Source organism: Micromonospora luteifusca (genome assembly GCF_016907275.1).
Lineage (GTDB): Bacteria > Actinomycetota > Actinomycetes > Mycobacteriales > Micromonosporaceae > Micromonospora > Micromonospora luteifusca.
In genome coordinates this window covers 904,117-925,386 of record NZ_JAFBBP010000001.1, presented here as the reverse complement: position 1 = coordinate 925,386, position 21,270 = coordinate 904,117, and the positions used below count along the sequence as shown (strand labels likewise).

Annotated in this window: 18 protein-coding genes and 2 pseudogenes; 9 read left to right on the top strand and 11 right to left on the bottom strand. The window is 69.6% G+C overall.

From position 1 onward, the window contains the following. Window positions 1–109: 109 nt before the first annotated feature. The 4 genes from JOD64_RS03805 to JOD64_RS03790 form a co-directional block, all read right to left on the bottom strand. On the bottom strand, window positions 110–1,645 hold the full coding sequence (locus JOD64_RS03805; RefSeq protein ID WP_204940934.1) for an alpha-amylase family glycosyl hydrolase: 1,536 nt from the start codon (window positions 1,643–1,645) through the stop codon (window positions 110–112). Then, on the bottom strand, window positions 1,642–3,432 hold the full coding sequence (locus tag JOD64_RS03800; protein ID WP_204940933.1) for a GH39 family glycosyl hydrolase: 1,791 nt from the start codon (window positions 3,430–3,432) through the stop codon (window positions 1,642–1,644). The genes JOD64_RS03805 and JOD64_RS03800 overlap by 4 nt, the downstream gene beginning before the upstream one ends. A 2-nt stretch (window positions 3,433–3,434) precedes the next feature. Then, entirely contained in the window at window positions 3,435–5,291 is a 1,857-nt protein-coding gene (locus JOD64_RS03795) for a GH39 family glycosyl hydrolase (RefSeq protein ID WP_204940932.1), read from the bottom strand. Between the two features lie 697 nt (window positions 5,292–5,988). Beyond that, a complete protein-coding gene (locus tag JOD64_RS03790; protein ID WP_204940931.1) occupies window positions 5,989–6,303 on the bottom strand; it encodes a hypothetical protein in 315 nt (104 codons plus the stop codon). Window positions 6,304–6,332: 29 nt separating this feature from the next. Between JOD64_RS03790 and JOD64_RS03785 the strand changes: the two genes are divergently transcribed. After that, window positions 6,333–6,731 (top strand): VOC family protein, encoded by a 399-nt coding sequence (locus JOD64_RS03785; protein ID WP_204940930.1) that lies wholly within the window; start codon window positions 6,333–6,335, stop codon window positions 6,729–6,731. Window positions 6,732–7,008: 277 nt separating this feature from the next. On the opposite strand, the gene JOD64_RS03780 is transcribed toward JOD64_RS03785, so the two are convergent. After that, a complete protein-coding gene (locus JOD64_RS03780; protein WP_204940929.1) occupies window positions 7,009–7,512 on the bottom strand; it encodes a winged helix-turn-helix transcriptional regulator in 504 nt (167 codons plus the stop codon). A gap of 196 nt (window positions 7,513–7,708) precedes the next feature. Here JOD64_RS03780 and JOD64_RS03775 point away from each other — a divergent pair, with 196 nt between their 5' ends. The 5 genes from JOD64_RS03775 (at window position 7,709) to JOD64_RS03755 (ending at window position 12,670) form a co-directional block, all read left to right on the top strand. Continuing rightward, the gene (locus JOD64_RS03775) at window positions 7,709–8,800 is read left to right on the top strand and encodes a serine hydrolase domain-containing protein (RefSeq protein WP_204940928.1); all 1,092 of its coding nucleotides are present in this window, start codon (window positions 7,709–7,711) and stop codon (window positions 8,798–8,800) included. Between the two features lie 53 nt (window positions 8,801–8,853). Continuing rightward, on the top strand, window positions 8,854–9,387 hold the full coding sequence (locus JOD64_RS03770) for a pyridoxamine 5'-phosphate oxidase family protein (RefSeq protein WP_204940927.1): 534 nt from the start codon (window positions 8,854–8,856) through the stop codon (window positions 9,385–9,387). 234 nt (window positions 9,388–9,621) lie between these two features. After that, complete coding sequence (locus JOD64_RS03765; protein ID WP_204940926.1) at window positions 9,622–10,071, top strand: group II truncated hemoglobin; 450 nt, start codon at window positions 9,622–9,624, stop codon at window positions 10,069–10,071. A gap of 714 nt (window positions 10,072–10,785) precedes the next feature. Continuing rightward, window positions 10,786–11,190 carry a DUF1062 domain-containing protein gene (locus JOD64_RS03760; protein WP_204940925.1) on the top strand — a complete coding sequence of 135 codons (405 nt, stop codon included), beginning with the start codon at window positions 10,786–10,788 and terminating at the stop codon, window positions 11,188–11,190. A gap of 502 nt (window positions 11,191–11,692) precedes the next feature. Then, a complete protein-coding gene (locus JOD64_RS03755) occupies window positions 11,693–12,670 on the top strand; it encodes a GNAT family N-acetyltransferase (protein ID WP_204940924.1) in 978 nt (325 codons plus the stop codon). Between the two features lie 107 nt (window positions 12,671–12,777). Here JOD64_RS03755 and JOD64_RS03750 read toward each other — a convergent pair whose 3' ends face one another. Further along, window positions 12,778–13,551 (bottom strand): AAA family ATPase, encoded by a 774-nt coding sequence (locus JOD64_RS03750; protein WP_204940923.1) that lies wholly within the window; start codon window positions 13,549–13,551, stop codon window positions 12,778–12,780. 378 nt (window positions 13,552–13,929) lie between these two features. Between JOD64_RS03750 and JOD64_RS03745 the strand changes: the two genes are divergently transcribed. Beyond that, the gene (locus JOD64_RS03745; protein ID WP_204940922.1) at window positions 13,930–14,703 is read left to right on the top strand and encodes a hypothetical protein; all 774 of its coding nucleotides are present in this window, start codon (window positions 13,930–13,932) and stop codon (window positions 14,701–14,703) included. A 187-nt stretch (window positions 14,704–14,890) separates the two neighbouring features. Continuing rightward, window positions 14,891–15,088, top strand: a pseudogene (locus JOD64_RS33900) (transposase); the annotation flags it as partial. On the opposite strand, the gene JOD64_RS33895 reads toward JOD64_RS33900, so the two are convergent. Beyond that, entirely contained in the window at window positions 15,045–16,850 is a 1,806-nt protein-coding gene (locus tag JOD64_RS33895; protein ID WP_204940921.1) for a hypothetical protein, read from the bottom strand. The pseudogene JOD64_RS33900 and the gene JOD64_RS33895 overlap by 44 nt on opposite strands. A gap of 76 nt (window positions 16,851–16,926) precedes the next feature. Next, window positions 16,927–17,090, bottom strand: a pseudogene (locus tag JOD64_RS03730) (cupin); the annotation flags it as partial. A 282-nt stretch (window positions 17,091–17,372) separates the two neighbouring features. On the opposite strand from JOD64_RS03730, the gene JOD64_RS03725 reads away from it, so the two are divergent. Next, a complete protein-coding gene (locus JOD64_RS03725; RefSeq protein ID WP_204940919.1) occupies window positions 17,373–17,783 on the top strand; it encodes a hypothetical protein in 411 nt (136 codons plus the stop codon). Window positions 17,784–17,919: 136 nt separating this feature from the next. Here the strand turns inward: JOD64_RS03725 and JOD64_RS03720 are convergent, their stop codons facing one another. The 3 genes from JOD64_RS03720 to JOD64_RS03710 form a co-directional block, all read right to left on the bottom strand. Further along, window positions 17,920–19,122 (bottom strand): MFS transporter, encoded by a 1,203-nt coding sequence (locus JOD64_RS03720; protein ID WP_239559386.1) that lies wholly within the window; start codon window positions 19,120–19,122, stop codon window positions 17,920–17,922. 318 nt (window positions 19,123–19,440) lie between these two features. Beyond that, window positions 19,441–20,049 carry a hypothetical protein gene (locus tag JOD64_RS03715; protein ID WP_204940918.1) on the bottom strand — a complete coding sequence of 203 codons (609 nt, stop codon included), beginning with the start codon at window positions 20,047–20,049 and terminating at the stop codon, window positions 19,441–19,443. 424 nt (window positions 20,050–20,473) lie between these two features. Further along, a complete protein-coding gene (locus tag JOD64_RS03710; RefSeq protein ID WP_204940917.1) occupies window positions 20,474–21,256 on the bottom strand; it encodes a TetR/AcrR family transcriptional regulator in 783 nt (260 codons plus the stop codon). Between the last annotated feature and the right edge of the window lie 14 nt (window positions 21,257–21,270).

Below are 21,270 nucleotides of genomic sequence, written 5' to 3'. Positions count from 1 at the left end.
AGGCGCCGTCGGGTCTGCCGCCACCGGTGCGGCGGACCCGACGTCCGGCTGAGGCGAGGCGGCTCCGGCCGCATCCCGGTCCGCACGTCGAGCGCTTCTGCGCGAGAGGTCAAGCCAGCCAGGCGGCCGACCTGGCGGGCAGCCCCGGGCCGCCCACCGGTGCGCTGGCGAGCAGCACCGACCCGGGCGGTCGCCGGTCGATCGCCGCGTTACCGAGGTTGACCAGGCAGGTGGGGCCGTCGGCGCCGCGACGGAACGCGAGACAGCCCGGCGGCGCGTCCAGCCACGCTACCTCCGCCGGCCGGCCCCGCCAGCACCGCTCGCGCAGCCGCAGCGCCGCCCGGGTCAGCGCCAGCGCCGACGTGGGATCGTCGGCCTGCCGAGCCACCGAGAAGCCACCCCAGCCGGCCGGCTGCGGCAGCCACGGCGTCGACCCGACCGGCCCGAAGCCGTACGGCGCGGGCCCGTCGGTCCACGGCAGCGGCACCCGCGCGCCGTCGCGGCCCCGCTCCTCGCCGCCGGAGCGGCGGAACACCGGATCGCGGATCTCGTCGTCGGCCAGCGCCACCTCGGGCAGGCCAAGCTCGTCGCCGGCGTAGAGGTACACGGCGCCGGGCAGCGCGAGCATCACCAGCAGCATGGCCCGGGCGCCGTCGCGGCCCCACCGCTGCGCCGCCCGGCTCACGTCGTGACTGCCGTGCACCCAGGCCGGCAGCCGGCCGTGCCGGGTGGTGGCCGCGAGCAGCGCGTCCACCCCCGCCCGCCAGGGCTCCGGCCGCAGCGGCCAGTAGAGCGGGTCCATCGCGAAGGCCTGGCCCAACTCGTCCGGGCGCAGGTACGGCCCGATCACCTCCGGCCCGCCCCAGGTCTCGGCCACGCCGAGCCGGTCACCCGGATAAGCGGCGAGCTGTCGCGCCCATCGGCGGTAGATTTCGTGCACCTCGTCGCGATCGCTGTACGGCGACGGGTCACCGGCCCGCCAGCCGGGGGGCAGCTCCGGATAGGCCGGGTCCTTGACCAGCGAGCCTGCGGCGTCGAAGCGCACCCCGTCGACGCCGCGCTCCAGCCAGAACCGCAGCGTCGCCGCCGCGTCCGCGGCCACCTCGGGATGCTCGTGACGCAGGTCGGGCTGCTCGATGTCGAACAGGTGCAGGTACCACTCGCCGTCGCCGAACGGCGCCCACGCCGACCCACCGAAGATGGACCGCCAGCCGTTCGGCGGCAGCTCCCCGGCGACGCCCCGGCCGGGCCGGACGTGGAACCGGTCCCGCTTCGGTGAGCCGGGGCCGGCCGCGCGGGCCGCGATGAACCACGGATGGGCGCTGGAGACGTGGTTGAGGACCAGGTCGACCACCACCCGCAGGCCGAGCCGGTGGGCGTCGGCGATCAGCCCGTCCAGCTCGGCGAGCGTACCCATGCGGGGGTCGACCGCTCGGTGGTCGGACACGTCGTAGCCGCCGTCATGGTCCGGGCTCGGATAGAACGGGGTCAGCCAGACCGCGTCGACGCCGAGGCCGGCCAGGTAGGGCAGCCGGGACCGCGCGCCGGTCAGGTCGCCGAGGCCGTCGCCGTCGGCGTCGGCGAAGGAGCGCAGGTAGACCTCGTAGGTGATGGCCTCGCGCCACCACGGCCCGGTCGCGGTCATCGCGGGGTCAGCTCCAGCAGGGACATCGACGGCATGGGCAGGGTCACCGGCAGCCCGAGAGTGCCGCGATCCGGCGTGCGGATCACCGGTGGAGTCGCGTCGGCGAGACGATCGGCGATCCGCAGCCCGGCCCACTGCTCGTCGGTCGGCCACTCGTCGATGTCGATCCGCCGTGCCGTGGCGGACAGGTTGGACGTCCGCTCGTCGAGCCGCCGGTGCCGCACCTCGTACGCGCCGTGCGGCAGCCCGTCGATGCGCAGCCGCACCGACCGCTCCAGCCGGTCGCGCTGGTCGGGCCGGTCGAGCACGCCCTGGTCGAGCGTGCCGTTCCAGAGCACGACGGCGATCCGGCCGGTCTCCGGGTCGAGCGACGGCCAAGCCCGTACCAGCGCGCCCGCGCCGTCACCGGTGAGCTGGGCGGCGAGCTGCACCGGAGCGAGGCGCTCCAGCATCCACAGTGCCCAGAACCTAGGCTTGGCCAGGCCACCCACCGAGAGCAGCCCGAACCCGCCGTGCAACAGCCGGGGCGGTCGGCCCAACTCCTCGAAGTGGTCGCTGGCCACCCAGCAGGCGAGCGACGCCAACCGGCCGGCCGCCTCCTGCATCCCGGTTGCCACGAAGGCCGCCGAGAGGACCGAATCGTTGACCGGTGCGAAGTGGGTGGGGGAGGGGCCCCACTCGGTCCAGCGCAGTGGCGTGCCGGCCCGGCCGTGCCGGGCCAGCGCCGGGCGCAGGTCCAGCGGCGGGCTGCCGTAGACGTGGGTGGAGAGGAAGTCCAGCGGGGCGCCGGAGGCGTCGATGTGATCGAGGAACGGCTCGACCCACTTCGTGGCGGCGGTCGCTGGCCCGCCGATCGGCAGGCCGGGACAGGCTTCCCGCACGGCGCGGGCGGTGACGTCGTACATCCGCAGGTAGTCCTCCCGGCTGCCGGTCCAGAAGCACTCCAGGTCGGGTTCGTTCCACACCTCGACCGCCCAGCGGCGCAGCTCGCCGTCGCCGACGCGGGCGCGCAGGTGCCGGACCAGGTCACCGACCAGCGCTGCCCATCGGTCCCAGTTTCGCGGTGGGCTGGAGACGCCCGCGGCGGTGACCACCCGTGACGCGTCACGGGCCAGCGCCCGGGGCGTGAACGACAGCTCCAGCACCGGCCGCAGCCCGGTCGGTGCCAGCGCGTCCAGCACCGCGTCGATGCCGGTGAAGTCGTGCACCGGGCGGCCGTCGACCTCGCGGTAGACGCCGAGGTCGTCGCCGAGGATGCCGTGCGCCCGGACCCGCTCGACCCCCAGCTCGCGGTGCACTCGCCCGAGCGCGGTGGCGAGCCCCGCGCCCATCTCCTCGCCACCGACCCGGTCGGCGCTGAGCAGCAGACTCAAATGTTCGGAACCGATCATGTCTCGCCACGGGCGGTGCACCGGCCCGAGCGGGCAACCGGCGTCGACGGTCACCTCTACCAGGCCGTCGCCGTCGGCCAGGGCGGCGACCGGCTCGGACGGCGGCCCGAGGGGGGCCTCGCCGGGCCGGTCCGCGTCGAACACCGGGCGGACCGCGTACCGCACGGTCCGCCCGGGCTCGACGGTGGTGTCCGCGTACGGCGGGCCGGGCACCGCCAACAGGTCACCGCCGCGATGATCGACCACCTGGTACGGGCCGTCGCCTTCGGATCGGTGCACCAGGTAGCCGGCGGCGCCGGGCACCCGGTCCCAGTCGACGCTCACCTGACCGCGCCCGGCCCACGCCCGCGGTCGGTGCGACACGTCGCCTGCGGACGCCTCGGAGGGGGAGGTCACGCTCAGCTCCCGGCGACCTCGATCAGCACCGCCCCCGGCTGGGGCAGGTGCAGCTCCACCACCGCAGCCCCGACCCGAGCGCGTGTTTCGACCTTCTCGACCGGCAACGAGTCGGCAACGCGCAACGCGTCCCACTGTTCCCCGGTGGGCCAGTCGGCCACGCCGAGCTGCTCGGCCAGTGTGGTGACGTCGCCGTGCTCGCGGTCGAGGCGGGTCACCGTCACGGTGCGGCCGGCGGCACCTTCGACAGCCAGCCGGATCTGACGGGCCAGCGCCGGGTCGCCGTCGCGCTTGGACTGGTCGAGGGTGGAGCCCCAGACCAGGATGGCGAGGCTGCCGTCGGCGCGCCGGCTGGCCCAGCTCTGCACCAGCCCGTTGGCGCCGTCTCCGGAAGCCTGGACGCTCAGCTCGGTCTCGCCCAATTGGGCGAGCATCCGCAGGGCGTGGTAGCGGGGCTTGGCGATGCCGCCGACGGTGATGAGACCGAAGCCGCCGTGCAGCAGCCGGGGCGGGCGGCCCAACTCCTCGAAGTGGTCGCTGGCCACCCAGTAGGAGAGCGCCTCGACCCGACCGGCGGCCGAGCGCATCCCGCTGAGCAGGAAGGTCGCCGCCGAGGTGCCGTCGTTGACCGGGTGGAAGTGGGTGGGCGTCACGCCCCACTCGGTCCACAGGATCCGCGCGTCCGGAAAGCCCAGCCGGTGCAGGGTCGGGCGCAGGTCCAGCGGCGGGCTGCCGTAGGTATGGGTGGAGACGAAGTCGACCGGCGCGCCCGAGCGGTTGGCGTGCTCCAGCAACGCGTCCACCCATCCGGCGGCGGCCGACGACGGCCCGCCGACGGGGATCCGCGGGTCGACGTCCTTGACCGCCTTGGCGGTGACGTCGTACAGCCGCATCCACTCGTCTCGGGTGCCGGACCAGAACACCTCCAGGTTGGCCTCGTTCCACACCTCGAAGTCCCAGCTCAGCACCGTCTCGCCGTACCGCTCGAGCAGGTGCGCGACGAGGGCCCGGACCAGCTCGGCCCAGCGGTCCCAGTCCTTCGGTGGGGAGATGACGCCGCGGTACTCGAAGACCGTCCGATCGGGGTCGCTGGCCAGGTCGCGGGGCATGAAGCCGATCTCGACGACCGGCCGCAGGCCGATAGAGAGAACCAGGTCGTAGACCCGGTCGACGCCGGTGAAGTCGATCACCGGCACCCCGTCCACCTCGCGGTAGACGGCCAGGTCGTCATGGAGGATCGAGTGCGCGCGGACCGTCTCCACGCCGACCTCCTCTCGGATGCGGCGCAGCGCGGCGAGCAGCTCACGGCCGATCTCCCGGCCGCCGGAGGTGTCCGTGCAGAGCAGCTGAGACAGCCGCTCGCTGCCGATCATCGGTTGCCACGGCCGGGGCAGTGGCACGCCCTCGTCGGCGGCATCGACCCGCAGCGTGACGGTCGGAGCGTTGCCGTCGGCCGGCAGTGCGGCGGCGTGGATCGGGGCGCTGAGCGGACCCGTCACGGTGACCTCGGGGACGGCGGCCACCGCGTAGGCGTACGGCTTGCCGGGCTCACCGGCGGTGTCGACGTACCAGGTGTCGGGCACCGAGAGGACGTCGCCGCCGAGGTGGTCGATCGGGGTGAGTTCACCGATGGGTACGCCGTCACGCAGCGGTGTGCGGTGCACCAGGTAGCCGACGGCGCCGGAGACCGGCGACCAGGACAGTCGGACGTGGCCGACCCCGGCGTCGGCCGCCAGGTCAGCGGGCCCAACGAGCAGCGGGATCCCGCTCGTTGGGCCCTCCTCATCGCTTCGCAGTGCGATGCGGGCCTCCCAGTCGGATCGGGCGTCTGCCGGCTGGTGGTCGCTGGTGCTCGTCACCGGGGCACCTCCAGGGGTGTGTCATGTGGTTCGGTCCGAGCACTGTAACCGGTTTCTGTGGCGGTTGCGCCTGGGGCACCGTGACTTTTGTTCACCGCGCACTTACCAGCAACGCGTCGAATACGGCGTCTTCCAGCCGGCGCTACCCGTGACCACCGACGACAGGGGCTGGGTGAGCCGTCGTGCGGCGGAGACGAGGCTGGCGTGGCGGCAGGCAACCATGCTGGCGCGCATTCCTGGCTGCCTACACCCGTCGACGCCGGTCGAGTAGATCTTCGTCGACCTGCTCCTGACGATCTGGCCGGCTGGTGGAACTGGAACTTCTCACCGACAGCGAGGTTCGCCGGGCGGAGCGTTCAACCATCAAACCGCCGAGGCGTGAGCGTCCGGGAGCTCCGTGGAGGACAACGGTCTACCCCTTTCATCGCGAGCCAGGTGGGTGCAGGCCTCCGAAGTGGTCGCCGTAGCGGAGAGCTCAGCTCACCCGGCCTTCTTTGGGTTAGGCCATCTGACGTCGATCCCACGGGCAATGCCCTGGCCAGGCCCTGCGTGTTGGTGACCTTTTCGGTGGACCCGAAGGCGTCAGCCTTGGCGCCCCCGCGGAAGCGGTAGGGCGGCGTCCGCACATGTGGGAGAGCGGACGCCCACGCGTCTCAACCAATTTCGCGAGCGGACGAAACACGACGCGAGCCCGCTGTCACGAACGGTCTCCGCCTCGAGCGGGCGGCCACCGCACGACGATCAGCCCGGTGATGTAGTAACCGTCTTCATCGGCGCGGGTGGCAACGTCGAGTTCGACGGTCGTCGCCGTGGTGCGTAACCGGTGGGCTTCCCAGTGGCGGTACCGCAGGTCACGTAGCCAGGCTTGCTCGACCTCTCCCGCGACACGCATCGGTGATGCCGCCGGCTCGGTGATACAGACAGCCGTGATCTGCTGGGCAGGGTCGGGCCTGTCGTCACGGTCACTTTCCGGATCGAAGGGCACCGGAACAGGTCGTCGGTTCGGCGCCACGATTCGTGGGCTACCTGCCAGAGTGGTTCATGCCCTTGAGCGCGTACCACCTCAGAACCTCGATCGCCGTGTCCGACATTCAGAAGGCCGTGGCCTTTTACGAAGGCGCACTGGGCCTGCGGGCGTCGCTGTCCGGCCCCAGCGCCACCATCGCCGATGGCAGCCGCGTCTATGGCTCCGGTGGCGGGCCGGCGTTGAACGTGTACCAGTCGGTCACTGCCGGGAAGACCCCGGCGACGCTGGCGACATGGTACGTCGACGACATCGACGAGATTGTCGAGGAGCTCTCCTCGTCCGGCGTCGAGTTCGTTCGCTACGAGCAGCTCGAGCACGACGCCAAGGGGATCACCGCGCGGGCCGGAGGTGGACGTATCGCGTGGTTCCAGGACCCGGACGGCAACACCTTCGCTCTCGAAGCCGACGTGTGACCTCCTGGCTCGCGATCTGGTCCGTCACACCAGGCCGTCGTCTCCGCTCAGGATTTGCGGTGACCGGCGGACGCCGCTGGACCGCCCGTAGCATGAATTGAAGGCGTCAGCGCTGGCGCCCCGGGGAGACGGTAGGGCCGCGTCCGCTCATGTCGAATACCGTGCACCTGATGTTGGTGGCTCGCCGTCGGTCTCTCGTTGGGCCGCTTGGCATCAGCTGGCCGCGGATGGGCGGAATGCCAGTCGCTCATGGTCGCCGTTCGAGCGGTGCCGGCGACTATGGAGCAACGTCGACGCGCATGGCGTTGTCGTAGGCGGCTTGAAGCCGTTCGCTCGGGCGCGGTGCGGTTGGGTCTGGCCGCGGAATGCCTACGTGGAGCTCGCGCAGCTCGTCCATCATCCCGGCCACGAGATCGGGACCGCCGTCGCGCAGCAGTTCTGCGCGGACGCGCAGCCGCTGGGACCCGACCCGGTACGCGAGGCCCCAGTTGCCTAAAACGACCATGATGGGCAGTGTCTGAATCCCCGCCTCGGTCAGGGAGTACATCGCCCGCTGCCCTCGCTGGGCGTCATCGCGGGTCAAGAGACCCGCGGCGGTGAGCTGTTTGAGCCGGCTGCTCAGGATGTTGCTCGCGATCCCCTCCTCGGAGCCCATGAGCAACTCCCGGAAGTACCGCCGATTGCCGAACATGATGTCGCGCAGCACCAGCATCGCCCACGAATCGCCGAGCACCTCGACGGCGGCGTTGATCGGGCATCCCGAACGCGGCTCGCTCCGCATCTGGAACCTCCCGGCTAGTGGTTGCAATCTACCACCACACAAAATAGCATCGGTGCCAGTTGCGAACCGCAACCACTAGCGGAGGCCATCCCGAGACATTGCGGCGGCCGGTTTGGCTTGCTGGGCGGGCGGTCGGCGCACCGCCCTTCGCCGGAGGGGAGGGCCCTCCACATTTTCGGGAGGTGACGAGGTAGCCGTGAGTGACATACAGGAGCAGATCCAGCATCGCATCGATACGCTCGTCGATACCGGCGCGGAGAGCGGTGTCCAGGTCGCTGTCTATCAGGATGGAGCGCTGATCGTCGACGCGGTCGCCGGCACGGCCGACTCGGCTACCGGGCGACCAGTCACCTCCGGCACGCCGATCTTCGGTTTCTCCACGGCCAAGAACGTGACGGCCACGCTCGCGCATGTGCTCGTCGCGCGTGGTTTCCTCGATTACGACAGCCTGATCACGGACCTCTGGCCCGAGTTCGGTCTGCACGGCAAGGCCACGGCGACACTGCGGCACGTGCTGACCCACACCGTCGGGCTTCCGGCCATGCCGCGCGAGATCACTCCGGACCAGCTTCCCGACTGGTATCGAGTATGTGAGTCGCTGGCGGCCGCCGAACCGCGCTGGCGGCCGGGCGCTGCCACGGGCTACCACTCCTACACCTTCGGCTACCTCGTCGGCGAGTTGGCCCGCCGCGCGACCGGGCGGCCCATGCGCGAGCTGCTGCGTGACTGGATCACTGTGCCGCTCGGTATCGAGGGGCAGCTCTACTTCGCCGCTCCCACGGAGGCGCTGCCAGGGTTCGCGCGCCTGGAGCAGAAGGCGCAGCAATGGCCACCCGACTCGGACGACGCTGAGGCGATCCTCGCGCCGTGGGAACGCCGGCCGAGTGCTGACTTCGGCAACAACAGCCAGATCCTGCGCGCCGACATACCGTCGGTCGGTATCGCCACTGCGCACGGCCTCGCCGCAATGTACAACGGCGTGCTGCAGGGCAAACTCGTGAACTCCGCGCGATTGGCAGAACTGTCCGCGCTCGCGTTCGAAGGTGTAGATCAGATTTTCGGTAGTCCGGTACGGATGGCGCTGGGCTTCCCGCTCGGCAGGATCGGCACCCGAGCCGAGGAAAACTCGGCGGCGTTCGGATGGCCGGGCGGGGGCGGAAGTTACGCCTACGCGGACCCCGAGCGAGGGGTCGCTTTCGCGTTGACGAAAACCCGGCTCGTTCCCACCTTCGACACCGCGCTGTCGGTCACTACGCTCCTGGCCGACTATCTCTCCGGGACACGATAAGCCCCCAGCCGGCGAGCCAGGGGCGGAGTCCACGACGACACAAGGAGGACACGATGTCCACTCATACGGCCGGCGACTCGAACCTGCCGCACGCCAGTCTCGGTCCGTTCTCCTCACCAGGTGCCAGCCCGACGCCGTGGGAGGCAACGGAATGGGCACTACGTCGGATCCAGAAATTCCAGCTGTGCACGGTGCGCCGGGACGGACGCCCCCACGTGACACCGTTGCTGGCTATCTGGGCGCTCGACGCGATGTGGTTCACCACCGGTGACAACGAGCAGAAAGCCAAGAACCTCGCCGCCAACCAGCACTGCGCGCTGACCACCGGAACCGATACCCTGACCGGCGTCGACTACATCATTGAAGGCACTGCGAGCCTGATCACCGACCAGGCAACCAGGGAAACCGTGGCGACCGCGTTCGAACAGGCCTACGGTTGGCAGCTCACCCGCGAGGACGGAACCTGGTATCAACTGGGCGACGCCGTTCGGACCGGCAATGTCCACCTCTACCGAGTCCAGCCGGACAAGGGGTTCGCCTTCGCCACCGGCAACGAGTCGTCCCAAACTCGCTACCGGTGGAGCTGAAGGCCAGGCGTGACCACACCTACACCTGCCACGATCACAGGTACGCACATCTGGCCCGATGCACACGCTGCGCCGGTCATTAGGAGTGGGCCTGACGGAGGTCCGGGCATGTCGATGACCGGACGTTGCGGCTTTGTGTAGGCCACCATGCTTGTCACAAAGAGGTACGGTCGCAGCGATCGGATTTCAGAGAGCGCACCCAGTCGCTCAGTCCAGGCAACGAAGGACGAGTTGATGTCCACTCTGTACGAATTCGCTGGCGGCGGCGTGTCGCTGCATCGTCTGGAGGAACTGTTCTATACCAAGGTGCTGGACGACCCGGTGCTGCGCAGCGTGTTCCCCGCTCGCCAGCCGAGCCATGTCGAACACCTCACGTGGTTCACCGCCGAGTCCTTCGGCGGCCCCGACAGGTTCACCACTGGACTGGGATTTCAGTACATCATTGACGTCCACCGACATCTGAAGATCACCGACGAGCAGCGGGAGCGGTTTGTCGCCCTTTACCTCGAAGCGATCGATGAAGCCGGCCTACCGGACGATGACGCATTCCGCGCGGCCGTGCGCGAACATCTCGAGTTCGGCGCCCGCGTGGCCCAGCAGAACTCGCATGCCGAGAGCGATGACCAGCTGCATCCGATCCGTGAGGTTCCCGCTTGGACGTGGCCGCGACAGTCTGAAAACTGACGGGGCATCCGCGAACCCTGACGTCCTCGAGGCTCCCTCCGGCCAGCTGCCACGGACGTCCGCACATGGCTCCCCTCTGTGTCAAGACAACGCCGGGAGCGGAGTTCAAAGCTGGGTCTTGGCGGGTCCGGGAAGTGACTTCTCCGAAGAGCCGGCGTGGGGATGCGAGCTGGTCACGCTGGAGTCTGTGGTCGTTCCCCGGGAAGACCCGAAGATCGAAGACTGGGCTCGGCATGTGCGCGAGTACTTCTACTCGCCGGATGGCGGGCTGCTTCTGGATCCGCTTTAGACGCGTCCTGGCCTGCTGTCCGCTCTTGCCTCGATGCGAGCGCCGTCGTGACGACGACGGCAGGTAGGCGGCGGTCGTCCCCGCGAGGCTGCCGAAGAACAGGGCGAAGGCCAGCTGGAGGAACAAGTCCCACGGGGGCGGCCGGAATACGGCAGACAGGCGCAGTGAGGGCGAACGACGCGTGGTCGACGTCCGGTTCGCAGACCCCGATCCTCAGTGCTCGGAACCATGACAAAAATGGGTGGCCTGGCCAGCCCGTCCCGCCCTACCTTGCAATTGGGTCTTTCTTCTCCGACCCACTCACGAGAGGACTTCACCCCGCGTGACGCCGCCTGCTCTTTAGACCTGACACCTTGCCGTGCATCGGTCGCCGACGTCGCCGTCGGCTCTTTTCCCATGCCTTCCGTCAGGTCTTCAGAGGGATCATGTCTACGCGTCCTCATATCGTTCCGTCCTGGACCCTTCGGCGCACGCCCCTTCCCGTGCTCGGGTTCCGCTGCGTCCACTGCCATTCCGGCCTCGCCAGCACCGGCGACGGCAAGTTCCGCGTCAATGCCAACGGCGAACTCCTCGACATCCAACTCCTGGTCACCTGCGTTTCCTGCGACCGCACCAGCAAGATCACGGTTCGCGATCGCGTCCCGGTCCGGTACCTAGGTCCGATCCTTCTAGAGCGCTACTCCGGCAACTCCTCCCGCCCTGGGCCTGAGCTGGGGCGAAAGGCAAGGTGGCCTTGCCCCGGACTGCATCATGCGGCGGTCCGCGCGCGGTCGCTCATGACCGGGCGCGAACGAAGATCAGGGCCAGCCCGATACCGGCGACGAAGGTGAACGGGCGGCTGCGAGTTCGTCCCTGACCAGGAGGAGCAGGGCCTGGACCGAGCGGCGGCCCCCAGTCTCGACGAGGTGCTGGCTGCGCGAGACGTGCAAGGCGCTGAACTAGAGCGTTTGCCGTCGACGGTGACGGCCGATCAACTCTCGGCGCCCGCACCAGTGCCGGCCGGCCGGGGTTGGCCGCCGTATGCCAGGGGAAAGTCAGTGCTGGAGTGCGTTCAGGTGGTACTGAACGAGGAGTGGGCGCAGCTACTCGGCTATTGGTGAGGCTGCACGTCCAACGGCGCCGTGAGGCAGCCAGGATCGGTGTCTTCCCGACTGGCCGGCCGTTTGTCGGAGCAGTCCGGTGAGCGGCTGCCGACCCGGAAGTCATACGAGCCGTAACCGCTCTTCTCTTGACTGTGGACATGCCTGTTCTGTGTCCAGCCGCCACCCTGCCAACCCGATGCTGGGCGACCGGCCCCCCACGCTGGGCGTCGGCCCAATAGGATGACCGTCGATGAAGATCGCGCCTTGGAAACCCGCCACGCGGGCCGATGCGGTGTCGCTGGCAGCCCTGTTCCGGCGAGTCGAGGCGGTTGCGCCCGTCGGCCTGGAGCAGCACGCCGACGACGTCACGACCCGGCTGGCGGCTCTCGGGCCGGAACTCGGGTCGGGCACCCGGGTCGGCCGCGATGACGACGGGGACGTCGCCGCGTACGGGGAGGTCGCCGAGATGGGCGAGGTCGATCATGTCCTCCGGATCCGGCTGGCCAACGTGGTCCGTCCCGACACCGCGAGCGACGTCCGTGCGGAGTTGTACCACTGGATCCTCGGACAGGCCGAGCAGGTGCGGCAGGCCCGCGGATCCGCGCTGGCAGCCGTCCTCGGCACCCGGTGCGCCGAGAACGACCGCGTCGGACACGAGCTGTTGGCCCGGCACGGCTTCGAGCTGGTCCGGCACGAGCGGGACCTGGTCCTGGCGCTGTCGGAGTCGCTGCCCACCGAAGTGCTGCCGCCTGGCCTGGTGCTCAGCCCCGTCGACGAGCGCTACGAGGAGCTGGCGCGGCTGGCCCACAACGAGGCCTACGCCGACAGCCCGTCCGCGATCCGACCAGACCAGCGCACCTGGCCAGCGCACGCCATCGCGCACCCCCGATTCCTGCCCGACCTGTCCTGCCTGGTGCTCGTGGAGGCGGGTGGGGCCGAGAACCCGGTGGCCGGCTTCCTGTTTGCGCTCGCCGACGACGACACGGAGAAACCCACCGCGGTGCTGCACTGTCTGGGCACACGAGCTTCCTGGCGCCGCCGTGGCCTCGCCACCGCCATGATCACACACGCCCTCCGCAGGGCTTGGTCCGCAGGCTTTCAGCAGGTTCGCCTCCGGGTGAGTGACACCAATCCGGCGGCTCTCGCGCTCTACCGCAAGCTCGGCTTCGTCGGTTCGGGGCGCGGGTACGCGGTGCTGATGCGCAGTCTCGGCCCTGATTCCAGCTGACACTGCGTTGCTCGGCTTACTCGACCGGGCAGGCGGCGTGACAGCGACTTCGGCGAGCTCGCGACCGGAGGCCGACCAACCCACCCAGCTCTCTGTCTCGCCCGGGTTCAGTTGCCGTCGCGGAACAGGTGGTGCAGGTAGCGCTGCGGGTTGGCCAGAAACGAGCGGGTCAGTACTACCGGCTGAGCGTCGTCGTAGTCGACGGGGTTGATGACGCCGTCGGGTTCGATCTGCAGGATCCTGGCGTGTGGGACGGCCAGCAGGATGGGGGAGTGGGTGGCGATGACGAACTGTGCGCCGGCCTGAGTGAGGTCGTGGATGCGGGTGAGCAGCGCCAGGCAGCCATGCACGGACAGGGCGGCTTCCGGTTCGTCGAGCAGGTACAGGCCTTGGGGCTTGAACCGGTGGGTGGCCAGATCGAGGAACGACTCGCCGTGGGATCGTTCGTGCAGGCTGGTGCCACCGTAGCCGTCGACGACACCAAGGCGGTCGATCTCGGTGGCCACGTTGTAGAACGACTCGGCCCGCAGGAAGAACCCGGTGCGCGGCTTCCTGGTGCCGCGTACCAGTCGTAGGTGTTCACCAAGAGACGACTCGGTGGCCCGCGTGCTGAACCGGAAGTTGGTGGATCCGCCCTCGGGGTTGAACCCAGCCGCTACCGCGATCGCCTCGATCAGAGTTGACTTGCCGGTGCCGTTGTCTCCGGCCAGGAACGTCACCGCCGGATCCAGCTCCAATCGGCCGGCCGCCCGTAGGCCGGCGACGATGGGCAGCGTGAACGGATAGGCGGAGCGGTCCGCGTCGTCGTTGGTCAGTTCCACGCAGCGCAGGAACCCACCGCTGTCTCGACGCGGGTCCGACGACTTGTCTCCACTGGCCATCAGGTGACCCCTTCGCGCCGCCGTTCTGTCTACCATCTCGACCGTGTTTGTCCAGGCCGGAGGATATTCCGACGGTACGCCCCTTTTACGCGGCTGCTGCTGTCACCGTCCGCGGGCAGATGCTGCCGCCCTTACTCAGCGCGCGCGGGACGCGGGACGCGGGATCCGGTGCCGGCCGACCGAAGGCAACCTCTTCACATATACTCATGCCGATCAATGTAAACGGAGCTGATGCGGTCGTGCCGGAATGGCTCGGATCGCCGCAGCGCGAGCAACCGCATCGCAACGATGCGAGCGGGAGCAGCGCAGCGTCGGATGACCGGAGAGTTCCTGCTGGCCCGACCCTGTGGTGGTGACCAGCCGTGATGGAGGATGACCATGCGCAAATTTCTCGCGGTGTTCAGCGCCGCCCTGATCCTCGGCACCGCAGTCGGCAGTAACCCGGCCGGCGCATCGGGGGCCTCCCCGTCCTCGTGCCCCCGTGGCCTGCTCTTCTGTGAGGACTTCGAGCGACTGCCTCCCGGAGGGCCCAGCACGTTGAACTGGGGCGTCGACACCCGCCACGGCACGCTCACCGTCGAACGTGCCCGTCGTGGCAACCAGGTGCTGCACATCCGCACGGTTGACAACGGACGCGCCTTCCTGCGCGTCGACGACTTCGCCGCGCCGGGCAACCGCTTCTACGGCCGGATGCGTCTGCGTGTCGATGCCTTCCCCACGGCCCCGGACTGGGCGCACTTCACGCTGGTGGAAGCGACCGGCACCGGCAGCGCGGAGGTCGTCCGTCCGGTCGGTGGTCAGTACGCGCCCACGGTCCCCGGAACCTTCTGGGGGGTCGGCGCCGACGGCGGTCCGACCGGCGACTGGACCAACTGGCGGGAGTCCGCCCCGGTCGCTGAGGACACCTGGCAGTGCTTCGAGTGGAAAATCGACGCGGCGGACAACCGCGTCGCCGTGTGGATCGACGGCGTGGCGAACCCGGAGCTGACCGCCTCCACGAGTGACCACGGTGGCAACGATGTTCCCTTCGTCCTGCCGACGGTCGACACGGTGAAGATCGGCTGGCAGCTCTACCAGGGCGGCACGACGCCGGGCGAGTTTGACCTCTGGATCGACGACATCGCCCTTTCGAGTAAGCGGCTGGGCTGCTGACCTGGAGCCCCGGGTTGGCTCGGAGGCTGCCCAGTTCGTAAACGGTGGCGTCGGCCGCTGGCAGCATCTGCCCTGCGTTCGGTCACCAGCGGGGCGACCGAACGCAGGGAGTTGCCGCCGACGGGGTCGATCAGACCGTCGACACCGGACCGGGCGAGCACCTGCACCTGCCCGGGGCCTTCACCGGCAGTCGGCCGGGGTGCAGCGCCAGTACCCAGGCACGGCCGGACGGACGGAGAACTGCCAGCTCGGGGTGTTCCTGGCCTACGCCGGCTCGCACGGGCGCACGCTGATCGACCAGGAGTTGTATCTGCCCCGTGGCTGCAGCAGCAGCGCATCGGTTACGTCCTGGCCCTGCCCCGCATCTCCTGATCCGGCTCGTTGTCCGCCACCGGATTGCCCAGCCGGGTCACCCAGTCGACGAACTCCGCGTCCTGCGTCGGCAGCGGCTCGCCGTCCGCCGGGGTGCCCGCGCGGTCCCCGTCGGCCCGGGACTTGTTGCGCCGGAACAGGCCCAGCCGCCCGCTGGCCCGTCCCGCCTCGACGACGGGTGCCGGGTCGGCCGGCGCGGGGGCCGGGTCGGTCCCGGCGGGGCGGGCTGGCGCGGCATCGGTCGTGGGCGGGGGCCCGGCGCGCCGGGCGGTCGCGAGGGCGTCCCAGTTCGCGGCCTGGTTCAGGTTGGGCAGGGGCGGCCGGTGCCGAGGTGGGAGCACCGGTTCGGGCCTCTCTTGCGTGTCGGCTGACTGGGTCGCCTCGGCGCCCGGAGCAGGCTCGGCCGAGGGCGGCACCCGCCGCGCCGGAACGACCGGCCAGGTCGCCTGAACCCGCGTCCGGTCGGTCTTCGGCGGCTGGTACATCCGGAGGGTCCCTGGGGCGACGAGGGCCCCGTCGGGCGACATCCCTTCGGGTTCGGTGTTGTCGGCTTCCGCCGTCCCGGAGCCGTCCCCGCCGGGTCCCGCGGGAAGGTGGGCCGCCGCCGCGGGGGCCGGTTCCGATGTCTCCGGGGTGTCGTCGAGGTCGGCCGGTGTGGCGAGGTCGGCCGATGCGGCGCTAACAGCCAGCGCGGCGCTGGCGTCCCGGTCCCCAGCCGGTGCACCGAAGCCCAGCGGTTCGGCTGCGGTCGGGAGCTTCGCTGCGGTCGCGCGGACGACCGGCCCCGTGCCGGCCAGGTCGACGGGCTCCGGCTCGTCGGTCGTACCACCAACGGTCGGCCTCATGGCCTGCCGTACGGCGGGGCCGGCGGACAGCGGATGGAGGATGTCGGTTGGCTCGGCGACCTGCGCTTCGGCGGTGCGCGGCAGGAGCGGCCAGCGGAACAACGCGGCGGCGGCCGAACCGAGCACACCGGCGGCGACGGCGAGCAGCGCCCCGTAGTACGGCGTCATCTGGTACCGGTCGACGGCGTCGCCGGGACCGGCGGTCAGATAGGTGAACGCGACCAGCACCGTGCCGGCCGTGCCGGTCACGCCGTTGACCAGCGGCGAATGCCCGCGCCAGCGGGCCAGCGCGCCGGTCGCCGCTCCGATGAGCAGGGCCGCCGCCGGCAGAATCAGGATCGCCAGCCGGTGTGCCGTGTCGGCGTCGAGCCCGGCCGGCTCCAGCACACCGAGCCGTACGGCGGGCAACGGCCCGGCGGTTGCGAGCGACGGGACGACCGAGACGAGCGCCAGCAGCCAAACCACGCCGCCCACTGCCGCCATGTTCCAACCCAGCGGCGGCTTCACCAGTACGGCGATCGCGGCACCCGCGCCAACCAGCGCGCCGAGGGTCGCGCAGATGCCGACGGCCAAGATCGGGTCCACAGCGAAGCGCTCGGCGGCCTGGGCCGGCCGGACGCAGAGAGGCGCCACGACGGTGGCGCCCAGCGCGGCGGCGGCGGCGACGGCCACCAACCTGCCCGTGCTCTCCAGCACCCCGAACCGGCGAGCCAGGCGTGCGGCGACGACGGTGCCGGCTACGGCGGCGTGTGCCGCGAACCAGCCCACCCAGACGAGCTGGGCAGGCCACTGGTTGACGGCGGCGCCGGTGGAGGCGCCGGTGAGCTGGACGATGCCGAAGCTGAACGCGATGCCGAGTTGACCGGCACCAGCGAGCACGCCCATCCCGAGCGCTGTGAGCAACAGGTTACGCCATGTACGAGAGACCATGTCCGGCACGTTACGCACCTACTGCGGTGGTTTTTCCGGAATGCCGGTTTTTTCCGTCGGACCGCCATGCCAGCGGTTACTTCAGTTCGACCAGGCGCGGATGTAGCTGGTGCCGCCCACATTGCTGAGCATGTGGACGGTGTCCGGGTCGCGGTAGATGACGCCGGCGGTGGGCACTCGGTGTCGATGCGGGGCCTCCACGGCCTGCACCACGTTCTTCGCGCCCTGGATCGCCACCAACCGGCGGCAAGCGAGTGAGGTTGAGGGCCTTGATCAGTACGATCCGACGGTGAACATCGACAGCGCTGTAGCGTCGTCTGAGGAACCAGGGAGGGCCCCGTCCACGCTTCGATCAGCCAGATCTGCATGTCGAACGAATCCAGATGATCCACGAACCTGGCGTCTGCTCTAACGTGCGGCCTCTGCCGCTGATCGGGTGTGGCGGCCGATCGTTGGGAGCGCATCCGACCATGTCGAGGATCGGATGCCGGCCTACGGCGGCGATGACAGAGGATGCAGGGCGTGACCCACGAGCACCGAACGTTTCACAATCCGCCGCCGGCCCGGCCGGTCGATGTGCGGGCGGCTCTCGATCGCGAAGACATCACGGGTGCTTTGGATGCCATGGTGGGGTGCGCGTTGTACGGCGACGGCGACTGGAGGGAGTCGCAGGAGCTTTACCTGGCTCTGCTCGACCATGATGACCGCCAGGTTCAAGCGCTGTCCGCTACCTGCCTTGGGCATCTTGCAAGGGTTTACGGTCGACTCGACGAAGGTCGTGTCGTCGTCGCATTGCGCAAGGCGCGTCTGAGGCCTCACATCAGGGGCACCGCGACTAACGCGCTGGAGGACATCGAGGAGTTCTTGCACCCGCGCCGTGCGCGCTGGCGTGGGCGCCTTTGGCGACTCGTCCGCCCGTGGGCCTGGTTATAGGTAGCCGAGAAGCGGACGCGTGGACTGCGCACGAGGGCGTCATGGTGGGTCGGAGTCCGGGGCACTACGGGCACTACGGGCACATGTTGCGCGGTTGAGGGAGGTTCCACGGCGGTCCGTCACAGCGCCGTCCGTCCTACCGAAGCGGGATCACGAGTGGACCACGACGTCCCAGCGCCCATACGGTGAGCGCGAAAAAGCAAAGTGCCGCTCCCGTGATCGTGACCGCTGCCCAACCGCCGGCGGACCAGAGCGTGGTCGCGGCGGCGGAGCCGAACGCGCCGCCGATGAAGTTGCTGGTGGCTAGCGCCGTGTTGAGTCGGCTGCGGGCTTCGTGGGAGAGGGCGAACAGCCGCGCCCGGTTGAGGAGGGCCTGCGTCTGGAGGGCGACATCGACCAGGATGATCGCGATGATGATCAGTGCGACGGACCGGCCGGCGAATGCCGCCACGACGAAGGCGCCGAGGGCCAGTACCCATGCCACGCCGGTGGCCGGAAGCGACCAACCACGGTCGTGCAGACGACCGCCGTGCAGGCCGGAAAGGACACCAGCGAGGCCGGCCAACCCGAACAACCCAATCACCGCTACCGGGTACCGGAACGGGGGGCCGCTGAGTAGGAACGTCAGCGCCGTCCAGAACAGCGAGAACGTGGCGAACCCGATGGCGGCGAGGACCAGCGTCCATCGGGCTGCCCGCTCGCGCAGGACCACAGCGCCGACCGAGGCGATGAGCTGCGGGTATGACATGCGCGTTCGCGGTGGCAGCGGCGGAATCGCTCGGTAGAGCAGGGCCGCGAGCAGGATGGCGACGACCGAGGCGAAGACGAAGACCGTGCGCCAACCGGCGGCGCTGGCCACGAACCCGCTGATCGTGCGGGAAGCCAGGATACCGGTGAGGGTCCCGGACCCGACAACGCCGACGACCCGACCGCGGTGGGTGTCGCCGGCCAGGTCCCCGGCGAGCGGCGTGAGGACCTGCCCGGAAATCGTCGTAACGCCGAGCACGCCGAGTGCGAGCAGGAGTACGCCGATCGTCGGAGCCAGCGCGCACAACAGCAACGCAGCGGCCGAGGCCAGCAGCATCACCGGCACGAACCGGCTGCGGTCGAGGACATCGCCGAGCGGCACGAGCAGCAGCACGCCGACGGCGTAGCCGACCTGCGTCGCGGTGACGAGCCATCCGGCCGTCGTGGTCGCAGCCCCTAGATCACCCGCGATGAAGCTGAGCAGCGGCTGCGCCCAGTAAAGGTTGCCGATGGCCACTCCCGCCGCCACCGCGAGAAGGAACGTCAGTTGGCCGCTTATCTCCGACGGCGGTGCCATGCGGGGTGCTGCCATCCCGCCACGCTAAGGCGCGGAATCAAGGCGCCGGGCCGAGCGAGGGATCGAGCATGGCAGGGCCGCATCCGCCGCAAGAAGGCACTGGGCCGGCAGTTCGCGGTCGGTCGGCGGTCGGCGGCCCGGTGCGAGCCCGGCTTAGGGGGAGCAGATTGGGTGCAGGTTGGCGAAGCGGTCACCGCGCCCGAAGTGCTCACCGACGCCGGACGGAGACGATGGCCTTGGTCTGCGGTGATGCCGTCGAGCGGTGTGGCGTGACCCGAAGGCGTCAGCGGTGGTGTCAGGCGGGCGACGTCCGCACATGCCGAAAGCGGGCCTCTACTGACAGCGTTCGAAAGACGCTGCGATAACCTCCGCAGCTTCGCGGGTCTGTGTCGAGTGCGCCAAGAGCGCCTGAGCCGTCAGGACCAAGACCCGGTCCGAGTCGTACGGGATCGTCCAGTGCCCCTGCCAGCACGGCTCTTCGTTGTGCTCATAGCCCAACTCGATCAATCTGGAGCCGTCGTCGGCCACGTGCTGATCCAGAACCTTCTGCCCAGCGGCGACAAGGGCGTGCGGATCTACTAGTCGTTCCTTCGCTACCGGGCCTTGAGGGAAGATGATCGCCTCGCCCGGTCCGTGCAGGTAGAACGGTGTGCCATCGCTTTGATCCTGCGCTGACTCGACGGTGAACTGAGTGGGCCAGCGCAGACGGAAGGTAGACGTCTCGACGAACCAGCAGGGACGACTCGGCCCAGCTGCAACGTCCACGACGTCTCTACCGTCGGTGAGCTGATGGGGCTTGATTACCACCTGCGCGGGACCGGAGGGGGTCCAGCGAGTGACCCGTACGGCGTCCGAGTCAGCCTGGTGTCGCTCGAACATGTACGGCCAGTGCGGTGTCAGCGCTATTCCGTAGCCGGCCAGCCGGGCGAGGACATGTCCCACGGTGTCGCAGCGTAGCTGATCATCGTGCGAGCGTTGCCGCCGCAATCAGGTGCACGCTTCTAGCCGCTGACAAGGCGCGGCGGCGGTGGGCGTGCTCCCCGGTCGACCGATGCGACCACGGAGTCGGTGCGGCGTCCTGTTTCACCGCGGAGTGCTCAGCGGCACCGAGCGGACGTCGAACGCTGTCAATAGTGGCTGGTGAGGGAGTGTGAGTAGGTCAAGTGGGCCCGAAGGCGTCAGCGCTGGTGCCCCGGGGAGGCGGTAGGGCGGCGTCCGCACATGTCGATGAGCGGATGCCGAAAGACATCGCCGGTCCAGGACAACGAGCTGCGCGGGATCTCGGCGCTCGATCGAGTGGAGCGCGGCAATGTGGAGTTGAAGCAGGTCTTTCTGGGTCGCCGATGCTGACCGGTGATCGGCGCTGTCAGCTCGCATCTGGTGTGGTGGCACGGCCGGCATCGGGTGCCCGTCGGGTGGGTGGGTCGGGCAGGACAGCGGCGATGGCGTTGAGGACGTGGTCGAGTCCGTACTGGAAGCGCTCGTCGGGCGGCTGGTGCGACAGCCTGCCCTCAAGGACGTTGCGGGTGAACATTGGGTACTTGCCGGACGCGACCACCTGGCTGACGTACGGTCCGACGTACTCGGCCATCCACTGGCCGCGGTCCATGCCGGTGTGCCGCGCGTGCTCCAGCCAGCCGATCTCGTCGCGGACGGCATTGTTGACGTAGTTGCCCACCATGTTGCTCAGTGTTGTCATCGCGTCGATGTGCAAACCGAACCCGTCGAGGGCGCTGAGGGCGAAGTCGTAGACGCGCAGTGAGTTGGGGCCGAGGGTGGGGCGCCGGGCGAGGGTGACCTGCCAGGGGTGGCGCAACCCGACGGCGCGGGTCTGGTGTGCCACCAGGGACAGGTCGATGCGCCAGTCGCCGCTGGGCCGGTCGGGCAGTTCAATCTCGCCGCCGACGGCGTCGACCATGAGGTCGATGAGGTCGTCGCGTTTGGGCACGTACCGATACAGCGACATCGCGCCGGTGCCCAGCTCTTGGCCGATGCGGCGCATCGTGGTGGCGTCCAGGCCATCGGCATCGGCGATGCGGATGGCGGTCGCGGTGATCTGCGCCCGGCTGTAGCCGGGGCGCCGGCCGGGTCCGGACCTCTGCACCTGTTCCGGCCGCATCCAGATGCTGACGCTGCTGGCGTTCGACACGTCACACCCCCTCT